The organism is Janthinobacterium sp. PSPC1-1 (assembly GCF_049897625.1).
GTDB classification, from domain to species: Bacteria; Pseudomonadota; Gammaproteobacteria; order Burkholderiales; family Burkholderiaceae_D; genus Janthinobacterium; species Janthinobacterium tructae.
Map to the genome: position 1 here is coordinate 1 of NZ_JAFCWP010000003.1, position 22,345 is coordinate 22,345.

Annotated in this window: 21 protein-coding genes; 2 read left to right on the plus strand and 19 right to left on the minus strand. The window is 63.2% G+C overall.

Annotated elements, in window-relative coordinates:
• The 15 genes from iolD to ACP7EG_RS11120 all read right to left on the minus strand — a co-directional run.
• Positions 1–1,719: 3D-(3,5/4)-trihydroxycyclohexane-1,2-dione acylhydrolase (decyclizing) (iolD, locus tag ACP7EG_RS11050; RefSeq protein ID WP_426087638.1), on the minus strand; the 1,719-nt coding region annotated here is incomplete at its 3' end.
• Positions 1,716–3,662 (minus strand): bifunctional 5-dehydro-2-deoxygluconokinase/5-dehydro-2-deoxyphosphogluconate aldolase, encoded by a 1,947-nt coding sequence (locus tag ACP7EG_RS11055; RefSeq protein ID WP_426087639.1) that lies wholly within the window; start codon positions 3,660–3,662, stop codon positions 1,716–1,718. The genes ACP7EG_RS11055 and iolD, both read right to left, overlap by 4 nt.
• On the minus strand, positions 3,659–4,663 hold the full coding sequence (gene iolG / locus ACP7EG_RS11060) for an inositol 2-dehydrogenase (protein ID WP_426087640.1): 1,005 nt from the start codon (positions 4,661–4,663) through the stop codon (positions 3,659–3,661). Before iolG ends, ACP7EG_RS11055 begins: the two co-directional genes overlap by 4 nt.
• A 70-nt stretch (positions 4,664–4,733) precedes the next feature.
• Positions 4,734–5,840 (minus strand): porin, encoded by a 1,107-nt coding sequence (locus tag ACP7EG_RS11065; protein WP_426087641.1) that lies wholly within the window; start codon positions 5,838–5,840, stop codon positions 4,734–4,736.
• Between the two features lie 110 nt (positions 5,841–5,950).
• Complete coding sequence (locus ACP7EG_RS11070) at positions 5,951–6,784, minus strand: inositol monophosphatase family protein (protein ID WP_099762213.1); 834 nt, start codon at positions 6,782–6,784, stop codon at positions 5,951–5,953.
• Complete coding sequence (locus tag ACP7EG_RS11075) at positions 6,781–7,866, minus strand: ABC transporter ATP-binding protein (protein WP_099762212.1); 1,086 nt, start codon at positions 7,864–7,866, stop codon at positions 6,781–6,783. Before ACP7EG_RS11075 ends, ACP7EG_RS11070 begins: the two co-directional genes overlap by 4 nt.
• Positions 7,863–10,037 carry an ABC transporter permease gene (locus tag ACP7EG_RS11080; protein WP_257224982.1) on the minus strand — a complete coding sequence of 725 codons (2,175 nt, stop codon included), beginning with the start codon at positions 10,035–10,037 and terminating at the stop codon, positions 7,863–7,865. Before ACP7EG_RS11080 ends, ACP7EG_RS11075 begins: the two co-directional genes overlap by 4 nt.
• A gap of 83 nt (positions 10,038–10,120) precedes the next feature.
• Positions 10,121–11,140 carry an ABC transporter substrate-binding protein gene (locus ACP7EG_RS11085; protein ID WP_426087642.1) on the minus strand — a complete coding sequence of 340 codons (1,020 nt, stop codon included), beginning with the start codon at positions 11,138–11,140 and terminating at the stop codon, positions 10,121–10,123.
• Between the two features lie 245 nt (positions 11,141–11,385).
• Entirely contained in the window at positions 11,386–12,672 is a 1,287-nt protein-coding gene (locus ACP7EG_RS11090; RefSeq protein ID WP_141170666.1) for an MFS transporter, read from the minus strand.
• A gap of 567 nt (positions 12,673–13,239) precedes the next feature.
• A complete protein-coding gene (locus ACP7EG_RS11095) occupies positions 13,240–13,563 on the minus strand; it encodes a thioredoxin family protein (RefSeq protein WP_426087643.1) in 324 nt (107 codons plus the stop codon).
• 18 nt (positions 13,564–13,581) lie between these two features.
• Entirely contained in the window at positions 13,582–14,277 is a 696-nt protein-coding gene (locus ACP7EG_RS11100) for a fumarylacetoacetate hydrolase family protein (protein ID WP_426087644.1), read from the minus strand.
• A gap of 77 nt (positions 14,278–14,354) precedes the next feature.
• Entirely contained in the window at positions 14,355–15,650 is a 1,296-nt protein-coding gene (locus ACP7EG_RS11105) for an MFS family transporter (protein WP_071076010.1), read from the minus strand.
• 250 nt (positions 15,651–15,900) lie between these two features.
• On the minus strand, positions 15,901–17,103 hold the full coding sequence (gene pcaF, locus ACP7EG_RS11110) for a 3-oxoadipyl-CoA thiolase (RefSeq protein ID WP_426087645.1): 1,203 nt from the start codon (positions 17,101–17,103) through the stop codon (positions 15,901–15,903).
• A gap of 34 nt (positions 17,104–17,137) precedes the next feature.
• Positions 17,138–17,779, minus strand: a complete 642-nt coding sequence (locus ACP7EG_RS11115; protein WP_426087646.1) for a 3-oxoacid CoA-transferase subunit B — start codon at positions 17,777–17,779, stop codon at positions 17,138–17,140.
• A gap of 10 nt (positions 17,780–17,789) precedes the next feature.
• Positions 17,790–18,488 carry a 3-oxoacid CoA-transferase subunit A gene (locus tag ACP7EG_RS11120; protein ID WP_426087647.1) on the minus strand — a complete coding sequence of 233 codons (699 nt, stop codon included), beginning with the start codon at positions 18,486–18,488 and terminating at the stop codon, positions 17,790–17,792.
• Positions 18,489–18,654: 166 nt separating this feature from the next.
• On the opposite strand from ACP7EG_RS11120, the gene ACP7EG_RS11125 reads away from it, so the two are divergent.
• Entirely contained in the window at positions 18,655–19,482 is an 828-nt protein-coding gene (locus tag ACP7EG_RS11125; protein ID WP_426087648.1) for an IclR family transcriptional regulator domain-containing protein, read from the plus strand.
• A 17-nt stretch (positions 19,483–19,499) separates the two neighbouring features.
• On the opposite strand, the gene ACP7EG_RS11130 is transcribed toward ACP7EG_RS11125, so the two are convergent.
• Genes ACP7EG_RS11130 through ACP7EG_RS11145 form a run of 4 tightly spaced genes read right to left on the minus strand, consistent with a single transcriptional unit; the run spans position 19,500 to position 21,612 of the window.
• Positions 19,500–20,354: a ChaN family lipoprotein gene (locus tag ACP7EG_RS11130; RefSeq protein WP_426087649.1), complete on the minus strand. Its 855-nt coding sequence runs from the start codon at positions 20,352–20,354 to the stop codon at positions 19,500–19,502.
• Positions 20,355–20,396: 42 nt separating this feature from the next.
• Positions 20,397–20,828 carry a DUF6691 family protein gene (locus ACP7EG_RS11135; protein WP_426087650.1) on the minus strand — a complete coding sequence of 144 codons (432 nt, stop codon included), beginning with the start codon at positions 20,826–20,828 and terminating at the stop codon, positions 20,397–20,399.
• Positions 20,825–21,250, minus strand: a complete 426-nt coding sequence (locus ACP7EG_RS11140) for a YeeE/YedE family protein (RefSeq protein WP_426087651.1) — start codon at positions 21,248–21,250, stop codon at positions 20,825–20,827. The genes ACP7EG_RS11135 and ACP7EG_RS11140 overlap by 4 nt, the downstream gene beginning before the upstream one ends.
• Before the next feature lie 8 nt (positions 21,251–21,258).
• A complete protein-coding gene (locus ACP7EG_RS11145) occupies positions 21,259–21,612 on the minus strand; it encodes an ArsR/SmtB family transcription factor (RefSeq protein ID WP_426087652.1) in 354 nt (117 codons plus the stop codon).
• A 331-nt stretch (positions 21,613–21,943) separates the two neighbouring features.
• Here ACP7EG_RS11145 and ACP7EG_RS11150 point away from each other — a divergent pair, with 331 nt between their 5' ends.
• On the plus strand, positions 21,944–22,330 hold the full coding sequence (locus tag ACP7EG_RS11150) for a hypothetical protein (RefSeq protein ID WP_426087653.1): 387 nt from the start codon (positions 21,944–21,946) through the stop codon (positions 22,328–22,330).
• Positions 22,331–22,345: the final 15 nt, after the last annotated feature.

The window sequence follows — 22,345 nt, forward strand, 5'->3', positions numbered from 1 at the left end:
TGTCGTGCGCGTGTCGTCCGTATTGATGCAGATCAGATACGTACGCGGTGCGGCGCGGGCACGCAGCATGGCCTGTTCCAGTTCAGCAATCGACCCCACGTGTTCGGAGAGCGCGCCCAGCGACTGCGCATGCAGCGCAAAGTCGATCACCGGGGCGCTATCGGGCAACATATTGTTGAACGAGGCATTGCCGCAGGCCTGCTGCAATCGGTTGATGCAGCCGTAACCGCGATTATCGAGCACGACGATGATGAGTTTTTTGCCCAGCATGACGGAAGTGGCGATTTCCGAATTCATCATCAGGTAGCTGCCATCGCCCACCATGACAATCACCTCGGCATCCGGTTTCGCCATCTTGACGCCGAGGCCGCCGGCAATCTCGTAACCCATGCATGAGTAGCCGTATTCCATGTGGTAGCCGCCCGGTGTTTCCGTTCGCCACAGCTTGTGCAGTTCGGCCGGCAAGGTGCCTGCCGCGCAGACGACGATGTCGCGGGTGGTGGAGTCCCTGGATGAACGCTGCACGGCGCCGATGACTTCGCCGTCATACGGCAAGCCGGCCACTTCCCTTTTCCCGGTGATGGATGCCACCGTCGCGCGCCAGGCCTTGCCCGCCTGCTGCGCCCGGTCCATCCATTGTCCCGCGCTGTTCCAGCTGCCCAGCAGCCGCGACAGGCCTTGCAAGCCGAGCGTCGCGTCCGCCTGCAAGCCCAGGCCCCGGCGTTTCAAGGCATCAAAACTGTTGACGTTCAGGCTGAGCAGTTGCGCCTGCGCAAACAGGGAGTTCGAGCCCGTGGTGAAATCCTGCAAGCGCGTGCCGACGGCCAGCACCACGTCCGCATCAAACGCCAGGGCATTCGCCGCAGGCGAGCCCGTCACGCCGATGGCGCCCAGTTGCAAAGGGTGGTCCCACGGCAAGGCACTCTTGCCCGCCTGGGTTTCCGCCACGGGAATGCCATGCCGTTCGGCAAACGCCTGCAAGGCGGCGCTGGCCTTGCCGTACAGCACGCCACCACCGGCCACGATCAGCGGCTGTCTGGCGTTTTTCAGCAATTCCACCGCTTCTTCCAGTTCCTGCTCGATGGGCGGCAAGGCGCGGAAACGCACGATGCGCGGTGCGAAAAAATCGGCCGGATAGTCATATGCCATCGTCTGCACGTCTTGCGGCAGCGACAAGGTGACGGGACCGCAGGCGGCCGGGTCCGTCAAGGCGGCAATCGCCCGTGGCAAGGCCGTCAGCAATTGTTCCGGATACACAATGCGGTCAAAGTAGCGCGACAGCGGCTTGAACGCATCGTTGACCGAGACGCTGCCGTCGCTACCATCTTCCAGCTGCTGCAGCACCGGGTCCGGCGCACGCGAGACGAATACGTCGCCCGGCAAGAGCAGTACCGGCAAGCGGTTCACGTGCGCCAGGGCGGCGGCCGTCAGCAAATTCGTCGCGCCCGGGCCGATGGAACTGGTGACGGCCATCATGCGCCGGCGCATGTGCGCCTTCGCATAGGCAATGGCCGAGTGCGCCATCGCCTGCTCGTTGTGGGCGCGATACGTGGGAAAAGTATCGCGATACTGGTACAGCGCTTCACCCAGGCCAGCGACATTGCCGTGGCCAAAGATGGCGAAGGCGCCGCCGAACAGGGGGTGGCCGTCCTCGGTACGCAATACCGACAGATAGCGCACCAGCGCCTGCGCCATGGTCAACCGAATAGTGGCGCTCATGCCGCACGCTCCAGACGATTGCGCGTGCGTTGCCACAAGCTGATGAGTTGTTCGAAGTTGGCGCGCACGGCGGCGATCAGGCCCGCGTCGTCCAGGTCTCCGGCCAGCCAGCGGCGGCTCGGTTCCTGGAAAATGGTGCGCCCCACCATGAAGCCGCGGCAGGTCGTGCTGGCACTGGCTTGCTCAAAACTGGCGGCCAGTTTTTCGATCGGGGCATTCAAGCCCAGCAAGACAACGCCACGGCAATACGGATCGCGCTCGTGCACCAGGGCATCGATGGCTTGCCATTGCTTGGCCGACATGCTTTCCAGCTTCCACCATTCGGGGTAAATGCCCAGGTTGTACAGGCGCTTGACGGCACGGTACACGGTATCGTTGTGCTGCGGCAGGGACTTGGCAGGAATAATTTCCAGCAGCAATTCATGGCCCGTGATCTGCGCCGCGTCGTACAAACCCTTGATTTGCGCTTCCTGTTCCAGCCGATTTTCCGGCGTATCGTCCGGATGCAGCTGCACCAGGCACTTGATCACGTGTTCCTTGGGCCACTGCGTCAACCGGGAGGCCAGTGAGCGGCCCCAGTCAAATTGCAAGGGATTCGAACCCGGCATCTCGACTGGACGGCCGATCCACCAGCCGCGCCCCGTCGCATCGTTGAGCGCATCGACGCCATAACGGTCATCGATCAGTACGCCCGTGCCGCCCTGCATGCCGCGCGCCGCTTCCGTCTGGCCCACCGCTTGCACGAACAGTTGTTTCAGCTGTGAAATCCGCGCTTCATCGCTAGCTCCCTGCTGGGCCAACTCGAAAAATTGCGTGCGGTGGTCAAACGCGAACACGCACAGCTCATTCCACTCCTTGCGCACCACCGTCGTACGGTGCAGCCGCGCCAGGGTGGCGTCCTGGTCAGGACTGGTCAGCTTGGCCGCGTTGGCGAGGAAATAGTCGAGCTCGACGGGCGAAGGCATGGCTGGTGCGCAACCGTGGCGCGACACGACCAAAGCGCCGCAACCATTCGCGTAGCGGCAGCACGCTTCGTAATCCTCGCCGCGCAGCCAGCCTTTCAGGAAGCCAGACAGAAACGCATCGCCCGCACCCAGCACATTCAAGACTTCCACGCGCACGCCCTGATAGTTGAACGCCTCATCGAGACCAGCAGGAATGGCCGCCTCGATGACGGCGCAGCCCAGCGGTCCACGCTTGACGACGAGGGTCGCGCCGCTCACCGCCCGCACGGCGCGCAAGGACGCCATGATGTCGGCGCCACCGCCGGCAATCATGAATTCCTCTTCCGTGCCGACGATCAAGTCGAATTGCGGCAGGATGGCCTGCAAGTGGCGGGTGACGCCTTCGTTCGAGACGAAACGCGTTTCGCCGTCCGCCTTGCCCGACAAGCCCCACAGCACGGGCCGGTAATCGATGTCGAGCACCGTGCGCACGTTGTTGGCGCGGGCCAGTTTCAATGCTTGCGTACTGACGGCGTGCATGGCAGCGGTAGAGAAATGCGTGCCGGTGATCAGCAAGGCTTTGCTGGAAGCGATAAAGGCGGCGTCGACTGCGGATGCGTCTATGGCCATGTCGGCGCAATTTTCACGGTAAAAAATCAGGGGAAAAGTGTTTTTATCCTTGATGCCCAGCATCACCAGGGCGGTGAGGCGGTCTCGGTCGATGCCCACGTGGCTGACGTCGCAGCCCTCTTTCGACAAGGTCTCCGTCAGGAAGCGGCCCATGTGGTCGTCGCCCACTTTCGACAGCATGGCCGATTTCAGGCCCAGGCGGGCCGTGCCGAAGGCGATATTCGCCGACGAGCCGCCCAGGTATTTGGCAAAGCTGGTCGCATCTTCCAGGGTGCTGCCGATCTGCTGCGCGTACAGGTCCACGGCCAGGCGGCCCACGCAGATCACGTCGAGCGCCCGGTCCTGGGCAAATTCAATCGTATTCTTCATGACATTCTTCCTTGTGACAGTTGCACGATGCGCTGCTCGCGCCACGACACGGTGGCCGCTTCGGCCAGTTCCAGGGCTTTCAAGCCATCGTTGACGGTGGTGCGCAGGGGAGCGCCATGGGCAAAGGCATCGAAAAAGTGCGCCATTTCGCTGGCGTAGGCGGCGCGGTAGCGTTCCAGGAAAAAGTCTTCCGGCTTGTCCACGCTGACGTTGATGGCGCCATAGGCCGTCACTTCCGTCGGCTTGTGATTGCCCGCCTGCAGCATGCCCAGGCTGCCCAGCACTTCGAAGCGCTGGTCGTAGCCGTAGGCGGCGCGGCGCGTCGTGTTGATCTGGCACAAGCGGCCTTTTGCCGTGCGGATGGTGACGGCCGTGCAATCGAGGTCGCCCGCCGCGCCGATGGCGGGATCGACGAGACAGCTGCCCGTGGCATGCACGCTGACGGCTTCATCGTCGAGTATCCAGCGGAAGATGTCGAAATCGTGGATCAGCATATCCTTGAAGATGCCGCCCGAAACCTGGATATAGCTGACGGGCGGCGGGCCCGGATCGCGGCTGGTGACGATGAGTACTTCCGGCGTGCCGATCTCGCCCGCTGCGATGCGCTGCTTGACGGCAGCAAACGTGGGGTCGTAGCGGCGCTGGAAGCCGATCATGCACAGCACGCCAGCATCCTTCACGGCAGCCGCAGCGGCGCGCGCGCGCTCCAGGGTCAGGTCGACGGGCTTTTCGCAAAAGATGGCCTTGCCGGCGGCCGCCGCGCGCACGATCAGGTCCGCATGCGTATCCGTGCTCGACGCGATCAGCACGGCCTTGACTTCAGGGTCGGCCAGTACCGCCTCCACGCTGGCGACGCTGGCGCCATGCAGGGCCGCCACTTCCGCCGCCGCCCCCGCATGCACGTCGACCACGTATTTCAGGCGCACGCCAGGCTGGCGCACCAGATTGCCGGCGTGAATGCGGCCGATGCGCCCGGCGCCGAACAATGCCACTTGAATCATTTCCATCTCCTTGATAGTCGGTAGTACATCGCCCGAAAATGCACACGTGTGCAAATCCGGGCAAAAAAGGTTAAAACAAGTGGATGACGCCCAGCATTACGCCGCTGAGCTTGGCACCCTTCTTGGTGGCGGCGAAGGCATTGCCGCCAAACGTGTAGTTGGCATTCTTGTCGTTATTCGTCTGCGTGTAGTAGGCATAGACGGTGCTGCGCTTGGACAAGTAATACTCGTAGCCCAGGGTCGCCTGCTTGGCGCCGCTGTCATCGCCGCGCACCAGGGTGGTCGCCTTGATGGTCACGCTGCTGCCGTTGGGCGCACTGCCCGAGACATCGCCTGCCACGCCGAAGCGGCCGATGAAGGAACCGCCGCCCGCCTTGTAGGCGCCCGTGATGGTGAAGTAGTCGCGCTGCAAGTCGCCGCCGGCCACGTCATACACCATGCGGTTCCAGGCCACGCCCACGTCGCCGCCGCCGAAGTTGTAATTGCCCACGGCGCGGAACATCTTTTCGCTGAAGCCGGGACGCAAATCCTTGTGCTTTTCATAGCCGACGGCACCCTTGACGGGACCGTTCACGTATTGCACGATGCCCGAATAGATGCGGTCGCCATTCGATGCCTCGTTTTCGCTGGCGCGGTAAATAGTGGCGCTGAAGCCTTGAACTACGGGCGTGCGATAGCTGACGGCGTTCGAACTGCGGCGGTTGAAGCCTTCGCCGCCCAGCTGGGAAATGTTGGCGTCATCCTGGATGCCTTCGCCCACGAAACGGTTGGTGTAGCCGTTGATCTGGCGGATCGGCGTGGCGAAGCGGCCCAGCGCGATGCGACCATAGGCGGGGTTTTCCAGCCCGACAAAGGTATCCTTGCTATTGATGGCGCCCGTACCATCGTCAAGCTTGGCGTTGCCCTCGATCTGGAAGAAGGCCGTGTTGCCATTGCCCAAGTCTTCTCTTCCCCGGAAACCGATCTTCGAGGAATTGTCCGATACGCGCGAAATCGACTCGCCATTCGGCGCAGTGGCCGAGCTCGACGTTTCTATACGGTCGAGGCCGGCATGAATGCGGCCGTACACGACGACGCTCGATTCGGCCAGCACGCAGCCTGGTACGACCAGCAGCAATACCGCGGCGATCTTGTTCAACTGCATGGTGTTCATCTCGTTTTTCATCCCGTTTTTCATTTTGTCTCCTGCTTGTTTTTATGGTGGTGGATTACTCATGATGCTCAACAGTGTGTTTCCCTGCGCGCGCCCACCGCGGGCCGCCCTTGCCCCCCTTTCAAGAAGATGATTTATTGGCAGCGCGGCAATGCCAGTGCTTCCAGTTGCGGATACAAACGGGGACCGCCTACCAGGATGGGGTTGCCTTTTTCCAGGCCGTTATCGGCCAGGAAATCATTGCAGCGCCCGCCCGCTTCATTGACAAGCACGATGCCCGCCAGGCAATCCCAGGAATTGATGTGCGGCTCGAAATAACCGATCAGGCGCCCGGCCGCCACGTAGGCGATCATCAAGGCACCGGAACCGTTGCGGATGAACATGCCGCCCTCTTCCAGCACGTCGAGCAGGAACGGCAAAAAGGTATCGGTGCCGACGCGGTGCGAAAAGCCCACGCCCAGCACGCCGCCCTGCAGGCTGGCCACGTCGTTGACGCGCAGCCGCGTTTCGCCCGCCTTTGCTGCCACGTACGCACCCTGCCCCAGGCAGGCGTGGAACAGCTCGTCCGCATTCGGGTCGTACACGGCGCCGATGGCGGGCTGACCGTCGACCAGCACGCCGATCGACACGCACCAGGCCAGCATGCCGTTGACGAAACAGGCCGTGCCATCGATGGGATCGATGACCCACACGCAGCGCGCATCGGAGGCCCCACCGCCCCGCTCCTCGCCCACCACGGCGTCTTCGGGGAAGCGCTCGGCGATCTGCGCGCGCAGGAAATCCTCCACCATGCGGTCGGCGATGCTGACCATATCCTGCAAGCCCTTTTCCTCGATCACCAGTTCTGTGCGGCGCTGAAACATGCCCAGCGCAATCTCGCCCGCCTGGCCGATGATGTGCCGGGCGTAGGCATAGCGTTCCAGGGTGGCCGCGTCGGCCAGTACCGCTGCCTGTGTCATATCTGTCATGCTTGTCCTCCAATGATGGCTGCGCCATGTTCGTGTACGGTCATGGCGACCGATGTGCCTTGCGTGAAAACCTGGCTCAAGTCGTGCGAGACGGCAAACAGTTCGCCGACCGGCGTATCGAGCGTGTATTGCATTTCGCGCCCCAGATAGGTGGCGCGCGCCACGCGCACCACCATGGCGCTGTCGGGCTGCGCGGGCGACAGCAGGATCGCTTCCGGACGCACGGCAAAGCTCGCTTCGCCGCTGCGCTGGCTGCGGCATGGCAGCCGCAGCCGCAATTTGCCCATGACGCAGACAGCCTTGCCGTCGGCCACCGATTCGATCACGCCATCGACGATGTTCGCGTTGCAGATGAAGTCTGCGACGAACTTGTCGGCTGGCGACTCGAACAGTTCGTGCGGCGTGCCCTTTTGCGCGATCACCTGCCGGTTCATGACGATGATCTGGTCGGAAATGGCCAGCGCCTCTTCCTGGTCATGCGTGACATACACGGCAGTCAGGCCCAGCTTGACCTGGATGTCGCGGATCTCGTCGCGCACGCGGCGGCGCAGTTTCGTGTCGAGGTTGGACAGCGGCTCGTCCAGCAGCAGCACCTTGGGCTGCAGCACCAGCGAACGGGCCACGGCCACCCTCTGCTGCTGGCCGCCCGACAACTCGTTCGGGAAGCGCGCAGCAAAATCGGCCAGGCCCACCAGGCGCAGGCTTTCCTGCGCCCGTTCCACGGCGCGCGGCTTGGTCTCGCCGGACACGATGAGGCCGTAGCACACGTTGTCGAGCACCGTCATGTGGGGGAATAGCGCGTAGGACTGGAACACCATGCTGACGTCGCGCTCGGCGGCGGAGGTCAATGTGACGTCCTCGCCGGCCAGCAGGATGCGCCCGGCGCTGACGCGTTCCAGGCCGGCGATCAAACGCAGGGTGGAGGTCTTGCCGCAGCCGCTGGGCCCCAGCAGGGTGACCATGGTGCGCGGCGCGATCGTGAACGAGACATCGTTCACGGCCAGGGCCTTGCCGTAGCGCTTGGTAACGCCATCGAATTCCAGCGCGGCAATCTCTGTTGCGTGGGTAGTAAAGTGGTTCATGCGTAGCTCTTTTCCAGGTTGGGAACGGTGGCCGGCAGCGTTTTTTCGGCGCTGACGCGGCGAAGGCGGCGCTTGCCGACCAGCAAATGGATCAATTGGATGCACAGCAGGATGACGACGATCAGGACCGTGGCGTAGGCAATCGCCGTGCCGTAGTTGCCGTTCGACACCAGGCCGATGATGTAGGACGTGGCCATGTCGTAATCGGCGCTGACGAGGAAGACGACGGCCGAGATCGACGTGATCGAGCGCACGAAGCCATACACGAGGGCCGAGGCGATGGCCGGGCGCAGCAGCGGCAGGATAACCTTGCGCATGGTGGTCCAGCTGCTGGCGCCCAGGGTGATCGAGGCCTCGTCCAGGCTGCCGTCGAGCTGGCGCATGGCGGCGATGCCCGTGCGCAAGCCCATCGGCATGTTGCGAAAAACAAAGCACAGGATCAAGATCGTCGCAGTGCCCGTCAACTCGATCGGTGCCGAGTTGAACGCCAGGATATAGCTGATGCCGATGACGGTGCCTGGAATGGCAAAGCTGAGCATGGTGCCGAACTCGAACGCGCTTTTCAGGGCGAATTGCTGGCGCACCAGCAGCCAGGCCGAGAGGATGCCGACAAAGGCCGTCAAGGGCGCGGCGATGGCCGAAATCGTCAACGTGGTAAACAGCGATGGCCAGGCCTGGCCCGTCCAGTGCCAGCCGGAAGCACCCGCCGTGATGCCGAAGGCGTCGATGTAATGGCGCAAGGTAAAGGCATTGTCCTGGCCCCAATTATTCACGAAGCCGCCCGCCACCACCGTGCCGTAGATCAGGGCCGTGAAGGCGAACCATGGCAGGGCGATGGTCCACAGCATGGTTTTCAGGCGCGGGTTGAGCGAGGCATGGCCGCCGTGGTCGGCCTTGCCCGTCACCGTCACATACGACTTTTTGCCCAGCCACAGGTTCTGGATGAAGAAGGCGCCCACGGCAAAGGTCAGCAGGACGATGGCCAGGGTGGCGGCGCGGCCCTGATCGTTCGAAGCGCCCACCACGGAAAAGAAGATTTCCGTCGACAGCACGTGGAAGTTGCCGCCCAAGACCATCGGGTTGCCGAAGTCGGCCATGCTTTCGATAAAGCACAGCAGGAAGGCGTTGGCGATGCCGGGACGCATCAAGGGCAGCGACACCTTGACGAAGGTTTGCCAGCTGCTGGCGCCCAGGGTGCCCGACGCTTCTTCCAGCGAGGGACTGACGCCTTCCACCACACCAATTAATGTCATGAAGGCGATCGGCGCAAAGGCCAGCATCTGCGACAGCCACACGCCCGTCATGCCGTACAGCCAGCGGCTTTGCTCGATGCCAAACAGATCGCCGACCAGGCCCGTGATGGCCCCGTTGCGGCCGAACAGCAGGATCAGGGCCAGACCCAGCACGAAGGGCGGCGTCACGATCGGCAAGATGGTGATGGCGCGCATGGGACGTACCCAGCGGCCATTGGTGCGCGTCACCAGCAGGGCAAATACGAGCCCGAGGAAGGTGGCCGACACGCCCGTCAGCAAGGCCAGCGCCAGGGTATTCCAGGCCACGCCGCAGCGGCCGGGACCGGCCACGCAATTGAGGCTCCAGATACCGGGGTCCGCCAGACGGCGCGCCAGGGCGGCAGCGCCCGTGCCGCCATCATCCATGGGCTGGCCGGCGCTGACCAGGATCAGCGCGACGGGGAACAGCACGAACAGGGAGATCAGGCAAATGATGAGGCCGATGGCACCGGCCACGAAGGCGTCGCCGCGGCAGACGCCGCAGGCGGCCGCGCCCGACGTGAGGAGGAACAGCAGGCACAGCGCCAGCAGCAGCGCGCCGAAGCCCAGGCCGGTGCTGGCGGCAAGCGGCCCCCAGCCCAGCCATGCCAGCCACAGCAAGCCGGTGGCGCCGATGGCGATCTGCCCCAGGCCCAAGGTCTTGCGGTGGGGATTGCCGGCCACCAGCGCGGCGCTGGCAGCGATCAGGGCGAAGAACACGCCCAGCGGCCAGGCGCCGAACGACAGCACGTGCAGCACGGCCGGTGCGCCACGGTCACTGAAGAACTGGCCGTCGCGCAGCCATTCGCCGGCGAACAGTCCCGCTTCCTGCTGCTGCCAGGGCAACAGGCACAACGCTGCCAGGGCGGCCAGCAGCCAGCCGTAAAATATCTTTTTCATGAGGTCTCTATCCAGCTAAGTAGGCCCGCCGGCATGGCCGTTGCGGCATGCGGCAGGCTCGGTACGATGACAGTCTTTACGCCTTAATTGCCGGCAGAATAAATCTGTGTCGTCCAGCGTTGCAATAAGCGCTTGCGCGTGTCCGAGGCGCCATACTTGGCGAAGTCGTAGTTGATGGTTTTGATGTTTTCCAGGCGCGGCGAGGCGGCGGGAATGGTGGCGGCCACGTTGGACGGGATCTGGAAGGCCAGCGCTTTCACGGCTTCGCTCTGCACGTCGGGACGCAGGGCGAATTCATAGAATTTTTTTGCCTGCTCCATGTTTTTCGCACCCTTGACGATGCTCATCGAACCGATCTCGTAACCCGTGCCTTCGCAGGGCGGCAAGACTTTCACGGGAAAGCCGGCCACGGTGAGTTTCATCAGGTCATGCATGAAGCCGATGGCCACGCCCGCTTCGCCGCGGCCCACGTCTTCGCCGGGCGCCACGCCCGCGTTCGGATACTTGCTGACGTTCTGGCCCATTTTCGCCAGGTAATCGAAGGCTTCCTCTTCGCCGAACAGCTGCACCACGGTGGCCAGCGCGTTATAGGCGGCGCCCGAGGAATTCGGGTTGGCCATCTCGATCTCGCCCTTGTAGGCGGGCTTGACGAGGTCTTTCCAGCATTGGGGCGGCGGCAGGTTTTTCTTCTTCAGCACGTTTTCGTTGTAAGCCAGCCCCAGGATGCCGATGTAGATGCCGACGGTGCGGTACTTGGCCGTCTCGGCCTGCTTGAGCGCCCACGGCTGCAGCTTGGGCAGGGTGGGCGACTTGTATTCTTCCGTATAGCCTTCGGCGGCGGCTTGCAGGTGCGGGTCGCCCGTGCCGCCCCACCAGATGTCCGATTTCGGGTTCGATGCTTCGGCGCGGATCTTCGCGTACGCCTCGCCCGCGCTCTTCCTGATCATCGATACCTTGATCTTGCTTTCCGCCTCAAAGCGGTTCTTCATCAGCTGGCACCATTCCATGTCGGCCGAACACAGCACGGACAGGCGCTCATCGGCGGCCATGGCCGTCATCGGCAGGGCCAGGCTAATAACAATCGCAACATTGCGCATCTTCATCGTCTCACTCCAAGTTTGTTGTCGTTGTGGTACTTCAGACCGCACCGCTATCTTGCGGTGTCACTGTCCCGGGATGTGCTTTCCAGGGGTTTGCACTGCATTGCACACGTGTGCACACCTTACCACCAGCCGATTTTGACTGTCAACAAGAATCTCGGCAGGCGTGCAGCGTGGTGTTTTACCGACAAAAAAAGCCGCCAGCTGTGTGCAGCTGGCGGCTTCGGGGATTCAGCTAGCGCGGGCGTTTATTCCCAGGCTTCCTTGCCTGCCCTCGGCTTGCCCACCATCAGCAGCGCGCCCAGAGTCAGCACGGCGGCCAGCGACAGGTAATAGCCCACGTATTGCAAGCCATGGTTGGTGGCCAGCCAGGTGGCGATGTACGGCGCCAGCGAGGCGCCAAGGATACCGGCCAGGTTGAACGTCAGCGAGGCGCCCGTGTAGCGCACTTCGGGCGGGAACAGCTCGGACAGCATGGTGCCCAGCGGTCCGTAGGTCATGCCCATCAGGCCCAGGCCGACAGCCATGAAGAGCGTCACTTCCCACGTCACGCCGGAGCCGAACATGGGCGCCAGCACCAGGCCGAAGATGGCGATGGCGACGGAAACCCAGATCATGGTGGCGCGGCGGCCGCGGCGGTCGGCCAGCACGGCCGAAAACGGAATCGTCAGCGCAAAGAACAGCACGGCAAACAGCTGCACGACGAGGAATTCCTTGCGCGTGAAGCCCAGCTTGGTCGTACCCCAGCTCAAGGCAAACACCGTCATCAGGTAGAACAGCACGAAGGTGGCCAGGGCAATGATGGTGCCCAGGAACAGCATGCGGCCATGCTGGCGGAACACGGTGGCGACCGGCAGTTTGACGACTTCGTTCTTCTCGATGACTTTCTGGAAATCCGGTGTTTCCGTGATCTTCAGACGCACATACAGGCCGACGATGACCAGCAGCGCGCTGGCCAGGAAGGGGATGCGCCAGCCATAGCTGAAGAATTGCTCATCGGTCAGGGTTTCGCTGAGCAGCAGGAAGATACCGCCCGACAGGAAGAAGCCGATTGGCGCGCCCAGCTGCGGGAACATGCCGTACCAGGCGCGTTTGCCCGGTGGCGCGTTTTCCGTGGCCAGCAGCACCGCACCACCCCATTCTCCGCCCAGGCCCAGGCCTTGGCCGAAACGGCACAGCGCCAGCAGCAACGGCGCCAGGGTGCCGATGGCGGCATACGTCGGCAGCAAGCCGATGATGACGGTCGAGATACCCATGGTCAGCAAGGCCGCCACGAGAGTGGCCTTGCGGCCGATGCGGTCGCCGAAGTGGCCGAATACGGCCGAACCGATGGGGCGAGCGAAGAAGGCGATGGCAAACGTGGCCAGCGACTGCAGCACGGCGGCCGACGGGTCGCCGGCAGGGAAAAACAGTTTCGGGAACACCAGCACGGCGGCAGTGGCGTAAATATAAAAGTCGAAGAACTCGATGGTGGTGCCGATCAGGCTGGCGAACAGCACCGTGCCGGGGGAATTTTTCTTGGGGGGGGTGCTCATTTACTGCGCTCCTTGGGGAGGGTGTCTAAAGGCCATTCTCTGGATGTTTTTTCAGGCAGCAGCACAGCACGTTGTCTAGGCGCGTTGTTGGCATATCATAGCCGTGCACGCACGCATTTGCCGCGCATTTGCTATTAAATTTGCAAACAAAAACAACGGTTTTTGTTGCCGTAGCGAACTGCCGGCAACGCGCGCTATCGCGCTGTGATCAGTGCTGATTTAGAGAAACAACGGTCGTGCGCCATCCGGTTACCCGGGGCACGGCAGGAAAAGCGTCAGGGGATGGGCGACGTGTATCAGGCCCGGCGTATCGCCAGGCATTCCGTACCAGACCCGCGCGTCGGCATCGCGGCATCGGTCATTTGTGGTGAATCCTTGCCTGCGGCCCCTCCGGGTGGAGCGGGCCGGCGATCATCGCGCTGCATCACTAAGGATGCGGTTGATCTTGCTGTAAGCGGCTTATCATACGCGCAGTGGTGCAGTGCGGCAAGAAGTTGTGTTAGAGCATGCAGTGCGGTGGTGTCGGCTTACGCTGCGCTAAGCCGACCTACGCCGACCTACGCCGACCTATGCATCAATCAATGCAAAAGTCTGCTCGATCTCGCGGCTGTCGAGCGGACGCACGAGACGCGCCACTTCCTGGCCATCTTTCAAAAAGATCAGGGTCGGCCACAGCTTCACCCGGAAGTAGCGCCCGAGCGCGCGGCCGGGGCCGTCTTCGACGCGCAGGTGCAGCACCCCGGGGTGCTGCGCAAACGCGGCGGCCAGCGGCGCCTGGGTGGCACGGCAATGGCCGCACCAGCCCGTGCCGAATTCCAGCAGGGCCGGCCCCGCTAGGGCATCGATCTCGGCGCGCGTGGGTTGCACTACTGCATAAGTATCGCTCATCATGCCTGTCTCCTGGAAAGCTTAGACCACTTTCACGCGTAAAGTGCCCAGGCCATCGATGGCCCCCACCAGCTCGTCGCCGCGCTGCACGGCCGCCACGCCGGCCGGCGTGCCCGTGTAGATCAGGTCGCCTGGCTGCAGGGTGAAATAGGTCGACAGGTCGGCGATGGTCTCGGCCACGTTCCAGATCAGCATGTCGACGCTGCTGCTTTGACGCAGTTCACCGTTCACGTGCAGGGTGATGGCAGCATGCTGGACGTCGCCCGCCAGCGCGGCCGGGGTGATGGGGCCGATGGGCGCCGAGTGCTCGAAGGCCTTGCCCGTCTCCCATGGACGGCCCTGCTTTTTCGCTGCACCCTGCACGTCGCGGCGCGTCATGTCCAGGCCAAGCGCATAACCCCATACATGGCTCAGCGCATCGGCCACGCCGATATCGCTGCCGCCCTTGCCGATGGCCACCACCAGTTCCATCTCGTGCTGGAAATCCTGCGTTTGCGCCGGATAAGGCAACTCGCCCGTCGTGCCGGCAGGCACGGGCAGCACGGCGTCGTTTGGTTTCATGAAGAAAAACGGCGCCTCGCGGCCCGTGTGTCCCATTTCCTTGGCGTGGTCGACATAGTTGCGGCCCACGCAATAGATACGGTGGACTGGGAAAGTATCAACGCTGCCGGTGACGGGAACGCTGGGCTGGATGGCGGCGGGAATGACATACGACATGAAGACTCCTGATCGGCACGATAAAAAGGCGGTGATGAAAAAGGGGACACCGCAGTGTCCCCCATTTTACGACAACGTTACTTCAGCAGTCCCGAGCGGCTCGGGTCCGGCATGCGGATGGCGACGATGAAGGAAATCAGGCACATGACGGTCACGTACCAGTAGAAGTAGTCTTCCACATGCCAGGCCTTGAACTGCAGCGCCACGTATTCGGCCGAACCGCCGAACATGGCGTTGGCGACCGCGTACGACAGGCCCACGCCCAGCGCGCGCACTTCGACGGGGAACATTTCCGCCTTGATCAAACCGCTGATCGACGTATAGAAACTGATGATGGCCAACGCGATGATGATCAGGCCAAACGCCGCGTACGGGCTGGTGATGTCTTTCAATGCATGCATGATCGGCAGCACGCACAGGGTGGCCAGGCCACCGAAGAACAGCATCGAGGTACGGCGGCCGATGCGGTCGGACAGGGCGCCGAACACCGGTTGCAAAATCATGTAGACGAGCAGAGCGCAGGTCATGACGGCGCTGGCCGTCTTGGTATCCATGCCGGCCGTGTTGACCAGGTATTTCTGCATGTAAGTGGTAAACGTGTAGAACACCAGCGAGCCGCCGGCCGTAAAGCCGAGTACCGTGATGAAGGCGCGCTTGTGCTTGAGCAAGCCGCGCAGGCTGCCCGCGTCCTTGTCCTTGCGCTCGCTGGCGGTGGTCGTTTCCGTCAGGGATTTACGCAGGTTAAGCGACACGAGGGCAGCCAGGGCGCCAAATACAAACGGGATGCGCCAGCCCCAGGCGCGCAATTCTTCCAGCGTTAGCAATTGTTGCAAGACCACCAGCACCAGCAGCGCCAGCAATTGGCCGCCGATCAGGGTCACGTACTGGAACGAGGCAAAGAAGCCGCGCCTGCCCGATTCCGACACTTCGCTCATGTAGGTGGCGCTGGTACCGTATTCGCCGCCAACGGACAGGCCCTGGAACAGCCGCGCCACCAGCAGCAGGAACGGCGCAAAGGCACCGATGGTTTCATAGGTGGGCAGCACGGCGATCATCAGCGAGCCGCCGCACATCATCAGCACGGAAATCATCATCGACTGGCGCCGGCCGTATTTGTCGGCGATGCGGCCGAACAGCCAGCCGCCCACGGGACGCATGAGGAAGCCGGCGGCAAAGATGCCGGCCGTCTGCAGCAGTTGCGTGGTCGGGTTACCGGAAGGGAAGAAAGCGTGCGAGAAGTACAGCGCGCAGAACGAGTAAATGTAGAAGTCGAACCATTCGACCAGGTTACCGGAGGAAGCGCCAATGATGGCCTTGATGCGCTGCTGGGAAGTCAGCTGCGCAACGTCATGCGGAGTATCGTGGGATGTCATATCAGTCTTCTTGTTCGTGTAAAAAAGCCAGCGCCAGCCCGGTTGCCCGGGCTGGTTTTGCATCATACGCCCTTGATCCGGGTCAAAAAGCCGCCCGGCATACGCGTTAATACGTAGCGCCGGCAACTTTTTTTCGCCTATGGGCGCGCAGGGTCAAACCCGCTCCAGCACCAGCGCGATGCCCTGGCCGATGCCGATGCCGCATCTTGTGTCAGTGCACAGTGCATGGCGCCTGCCCGGGGGCGCAGGATCAGACCCGTTCCAGCACCAGCGCAATACCCTGCCCCACGCCGATGCACATGGTGCAGAGCGCATAGCGCCCGCCCGTGCGGTGCAGCTGGTTGACGGCCGTCATGGCCAGGCGCGCACCCGAGGCACCCAGCGGATGACCGAGGGCGATGGCGCCGCCGTTCGGGTTGACGCGCGCATCGTCGTCGCGCACACCCAGCTGGCGCAGCACGGCCAGGCCTTGCGCGGCAAACGCTTCGTTCAGTTCGATGACGTCGAAGTCGGCCAGGCTCAAACCCGTCATGGCCAGCACTTTCAGGGTGGCGGGCGCGGGGCCGATGCCCATGATGCGCGGCGCCACACCGGCCGTCGCCATGGCCACCACGCGGGCGCGGGGCGTCAGGCCAAAACGGGCCGCGTTGGCCTCGTCGGCCAGCAACAGGGCCGCCGCGCCATCGTTGACGCCGGACGCGTTGCCGGCCGTAATCGTGCCATCCGCGCGCACGACGGGCTTCAATTTGGCCAGGGTGTCCAGCGTGGTGGCGCGCGGATGCTCGTCGCGGGAGACGACGATGGACTCGCCCTTCTTTTGGGCGATGCTGACAGGACAGATTTCACTGTCGAACACGCCCGCCTGCTGCGCCGCCAGCGCCTTGACCTGGCTGGCCAGGGCGAACGCATCCTGGTCCGCGCGGCTGATGCCAAAATCGCTGGCCACGTTTTCCGCCGTTTCCGGCATCGAATCGACGCCGTACTGCGCCTTCATCAAGGGGTTGATGAAGCGCCAACCGATGGTCGTGTCTTCCATTTTCGTGCCGCGCGCAAAGGCGCTGTCCGCCTTGCCCATGACAAACGGTGCGCGGCTCATGCTTTCCACGCCGCCGGCGATCAGCAAGCCCGCCTCGCCGCTCTTGATGAAGCGCGCGGCGCTGCCGATGGCGTCCAGGCCCGAGCCGCACAGGCGGTTCAGGGTGGCGCCCGGCACGCTGTCGGGCAAGCCGGCCAGCAAGGCGGCCATGCGCGCCACGTTGCGGTTGTCCTCGCCCGCCTGGTTGGCGCAGCCGTACAGCACATCCGTGACGGCCGTCCAGTCCACGTGGGGGTTGCGCGCCATCAAGGCACGGATGGGCACGGCGCCCAGGTCGTCGGCGCGCACGCCGGACAGGCTGCCGCCGTAGCGGCCAAATGGCGTACGCTGGGCGTCGCAAATGTATGCGTGGGTCATGTTCTTTCCTCCAAGAAAGTGGTTTGATGTTGGATTAGCGGGCATCCGTCAGCGGCACGGCCGTCAAGGCTTGCAGCTGTTCAAAACTCAGGCCATCGGCCAGCTCGACGACGGTGGCGCCGTTTGGTCCCAGGTCGAGCACGGCCAGGTCGCTGTAGATGCGGCTGACGCAAGCGATACCCGTCAGCGGATACGTGCAGGCCTGCACCAGCTTGCTTTCCCCCGTCTTGGTCAGCAATTCCATCATGACCCAGGTTTTTTTCGCGCCGATGGCCAGGTCCATGGCCCCGCCCACGGCAGGAATGGCGTCCGGGGCGCCCGTGTGCCAGTTGGCCAGGTCGCCCGTGGCGGACACTTGAAACGCGCCCAGCACGCAGATGTCCAGGTGGCCGCCGCGCATCATGGCGAAGCTGTCGGCGTGATGAAAATAGCTGCCGCCGGGCAGCAAGGTGACGGGCTGCTTGCCCGCGTTGATCAGGTCGTAGTCTTCCTCGCCGGGTGCGGGCGCGGGGCCCATGCCGATCACGCCGTTTTCGCTGTGCAGGATGATCTCCGCACCGGCCGGCAAGTGATTCGCCACCAGGGTCGGCAAGCCGATGCCCAGGTTCACGACACTGCCTTCATGGATGTCGGCCGCCACCTTGGCCGCCATTTGATCTCGATTCCATTTGTTCACTTGATACTCCTCAGGCAGCTTTGAAGCCGGCGGGGCCGGTGGCCGTGCGCGGCACTTGCACGATGCGCTGCACGAACAGGCCCGGCGTGATGACGTATTCGGGGTCGATGCTGCCAAGCTCGGCAACTTCATGCACGGAAGCAATGCTGACTGTCGCGGCCATGGCCATGATGGGGCCGAAGTTGCGCGCCGTCTTGCGGTAAGTCAGGTTGCCCCAGCGGTCGCCCTGCTCCGCCTTGATCAGCGCAAAATCGGCGTGGATGGGCGACTCGAATACATACATGCGGCCATCGATCTCGCGTGTTTCCTTGCCCTTGGCCAAGTCCGTGCCATAACCCGTGGGCGTGAAAAAGCCGCCGATGCCGGCGCCGGCGGCACGGATGCGCTCGGCCAGGTTGCCCTGCGGCACCAGTTCCAGTTCCAGCTTGCCCGCGCGGTATAGGGCGTCGAAGACGTGGGAATCGGCCTGGCGCGGGAACGAGCAGATGATCTTGCGCACCTGCCCGTTTTTCAGCAGGGCGGCCAGGCCCGTGTCGCCATTGCCCGCATTGTTGTTGACGATGACGAGGTCGCGCGCGCCCTGGGCGATCAAGCCGTCGATCAGCTCGGCCGGCTGGCCTGCGCCGCCAAAGCCGCCAATCATGACGGTGGCGCCATCGTGGATATCGGCCAGCGCATCAAGCACGCTGGAACGCAGTTTGTCGATCATTGCCTGTCTCCTCTCAATCAAACCCATAGTCTATTTGTTCGCATACCGAACAAATATTCGTATTTAGAACTTATTCGTGAGAATATGCCTGATCGGCGCGCTTGTCAATTTGCCGTTTTCACCAGCGCCATGGCTATAATTGCCACCTTGCCCCATTGGAATCGCCATGACCGACCGCCGCAGCACGCCCGTTTCCGCCGAAGAACTCCCTGATGCCGATGGCGCCCCCCGTCCCGGCGACAGCTATGTGCAATCGTTCGCTCGGGGCCTGGCCGTCTTGCGCAGCTTTGGCGCGCAGGCGCCGCAGCAGACCCTGAGCGAAGTGGCGGAACGGGCGCAGCTGACGCGCGCGGGCGCGCGGCGCATCCTGCTCACCTTGCTGCATCTCGGTTATGTGGAAGCGGATGGACGGCTGTTCCGTTTGACGCCCAAGGTGCTCGACCTCGGTTACGCCTACCTGTCGTCCTTGCCCGTGTGGACGCAGGCGCAGCCGCTGCTGGAAGAATTGATGCAGACCTTGCGCCAGTCGTGCTCGGCCACCGTGCTCGACGGCGATGACATCGTGTATGTCGTGCGCCTGTCCGCGCACCGCACCATGTCGATCAACCTGGGCATCGGCAGCCGCCTGCCCGCCTACTGCACCTCGATGGGACGTGTCTTGCTGTCGGGCCTGGCGCCCGAAGCGTTGCGCGAACGGCTGTCGAAGATGGCATTGCTGAAAATCACGCCGGCGACTAAGGTCGATATCGAGGTCTTGATGGAAGAGATTGCGCAAGTGCGGCGCCAGGGCTGGTGCCTGGTGCAGGAAGAGCTGGAACAGGGCTTGATCGCCCTGGCCGCGCCCGTGTTCGACCGGGCCGGCAAGGTGGTGGCGGCGATCAATGTCAGCGGCCAGACGGCGGGGCCGTCCGTGGCGCATTTGCTGGAACACAGCTTGCCGAAACTGCTCAATACGGCAAGCCGGGTCAGCGCCCTGGTGCGGGTGCAGCAGTGATTATTTCTTGAACCTTATTACTTAAACTTTAAGCAAGGGTCCGGGCGCGGCTGCGCCGGCATCGTTTGCGTCAAGTCAAACGTGCCCTTGTAGCCGCTGCCGCCCTGCTCCAGGTAGCCGATGCTGCGCACGTTCAGTTGCGGGTCGGACAGCTTCAGCCAGCGGGGCACGCCGATATCCTTGCGCACATGCTCATTGCCGGCGATCAGCACCACGTCGCGCGGTGCCTGGTCGCGGATCAGCTTGGCCATCCAGATATCGCGCGCCACCTGGGCGTTGACGACACCTTTCATCATCATGTCGGGCAGCATATTGCAGCGGGCCGCCTGCACTTCCTTCTGTTGCCCTTCCAGAATATCGGCCGGCACGGGCGCGGCCAGGTAAGTGGCCACCATGGCGGGCGGCATGGCCCACTGGATACCGTCGCGCACGATGCGCGAAGCATCGGCCGGCGACAAATTGCCGGCGACCAGGGTCAATTGATAGCTGATGACGAGATCCAGCATGGGCCGGTACAAGCTCCAGTCCCAGCGCGGCTGTTCCATCACGCGGATGATGCAATCGGGGTCGGCGCAATCGCGTGCGGCGCGCGTCAGCAAGGCCTGGTTTTCGCGATCGAATTGCTCCATGACAATCACGGGACGCCAGCCAGCCGCCAGCCGGCGCTGCAACTCGGCGACGCGCAGGCGCTGGCCTTGCGCATTGTCATGCACTTCGCCCAGCAGCAGCACTTGCGGATTGGGCAAGGTGTCGGCCACGGGTGCGGGAGCGGGCGGGGCTTCCTTCTTCAGCAAACTGCCGCAGGCGGCCAGCGCCAGCATGCTGCACAGCAGGGCGGCGCGCGCGCCGGCGCGGAAAATCACGGTTGTCATGTAAGCGGTATCCAAAGTGGCGATGCGCCAGATTGTACCGTCTCAGGCCGGCGCGGACAGCTTGCGGCGCTCCAGCACTTCAAACAGAAACATGCCGGCCAGCATCGCGCCCACAAAAATCCACGCCTTCGGCTGGCCCGCCAGCAGGGAGACGAGGGCGGGACCGGGACAGAAACCGGCGATGCCCCAGCCCGCGCCAAAGGCCAGGCTGCCCAGCAGCAAGCGCCGGTCGATGCGGCGCGACGCGGGCAATTGCATGGGTTCGCCCAGCAGCGCCGTGCTGCGCCGTCCTGCCAGCCAGAAGGCGGGCATGGCCACGACGATGGCGCCGCCCATCACCAGCGCCAGGGACGGATCCCAGGCACCGGCCAGGTCGAGGAAACCGAGTACCTTGGCCGGGTTGCTCATGCCGGAGACGATCAGGCCCAGGCCAAAGACGAGGCCGCTCAACAGGGAAAGGAGTAGCTTGCTCATAGGTGGCGCAACAAATAGACGGTGAGGAAACCGGCCGCCATGAAGACACAAGTGGCCGCCAGCGAACGCGGTGACAGGCGCGACAGGCCGCACACGCCGTGGCCGCTGGTGCAGCCGGCGCCATAGCGCACGCCCACACCCACCAGCAAGCCCGCCACGGTCAGGGCCAACGTGCCCGCCTCGATCTGCACGGGCGGCAAGGCTTGCCACAACTGCCACAGCAGGGGCGTGCCGATCAGCCCGGCAAGAAAGGCGATGCGCCAGCCCAGGTCGCCACTGCGCGGGCGCAGCAAGCCGCCGAGGATGCCGCTGATGCCGGCGATGCGCCCATTGAACAGGATCAATAGCGCAGCCGCCAAACCGATCAGCATGCCGCCGGCCAGCGAGGCCCACGGCGTGAAGTGCTGCCAAGCAATAGTCATGGTCGGCCTCAGTCCGCTTCGTCGTTGAACGGCAGACGCGGCGCGCAGAACTGCGCGTACAGCACTTGCAGCACGGCCAGCACGGGCGCGCTGGCGACGCGATAATAAATCTGCTTGCCGTCGCGCCGCGTGGCCACCAGCATCTCTTCGCGCAGCACGCCCAGCTGCTGCGACAGGGTCGGCTGGCCGATACCCACTTTTTGTTCGAGGTCGCTGACGCAATGTTCGCCCTGCGATAGCTGGCACAGCAGCATCAGGCGGTCAGCATTGCCCATGGCCTTGAGCAGCGAGCTGGCCTTATAGGCCGAGCCACGCATGGCGTCGAGGTTGTACTCGGCGTGTTGTGTTGTAACTGTCTCCATCTTGCCCTCCCACAGGCGATCATGTTGTACATCGTACGATAAACAATATACTAATCAATATATTGTTTTCCTGCTGGCGATTCGCACAAAAAAACAACAGTGTTTTTCAGCGATAGCGTGCTCATGCAAAGTGTGCGGCAGCGATAGCTTTCATGCTATCAAAATAATAAATATTCGTAATTTAAAGCAAATATGCGTAGCAAAATTGCCACGATTTGTGCTGTAATAAGACCTCATCAGAAAAATTGTGATACGCCCCCGTACAGGCGCATTATCCGTCCAGGCGCAGGCCGGTTTCGGCCACGCCGCACGGTGAACCAGGGAGTCAACGATGAAGATATTTCAGCCGCTATGCGTGGCCGTGCTGGCGCTGTCGGCGTATGCCGGCAATGTGGCCGCCAGCGCGCCTGCCGTGAGCGACGACAGTCTCGCTTTCAACAACATGACGGACAATCCCACCTGGGAAACGCCGGACTTGCCGTATGCACGCCTGCTGACGCAGCACACGACGCTCAATGCGACCCCGCGCTGGCTCAACGCCGGTACGCGCCAAAGCGCACTGGCGCCCCCCACCGCCGCCGCCGCCACTCCTGCCGTACAACAGCCGAACGTGCCGCCGCCCGTGCCCGAAGCGAGCATGGTCTCGATGTTGCTGGTGGGACTGGGTTTGCTGGCCTTGAGCATGCACGGTGAAAAACAGGAAAAATTCGATGGCTGAGCCCATTCCGGCGGC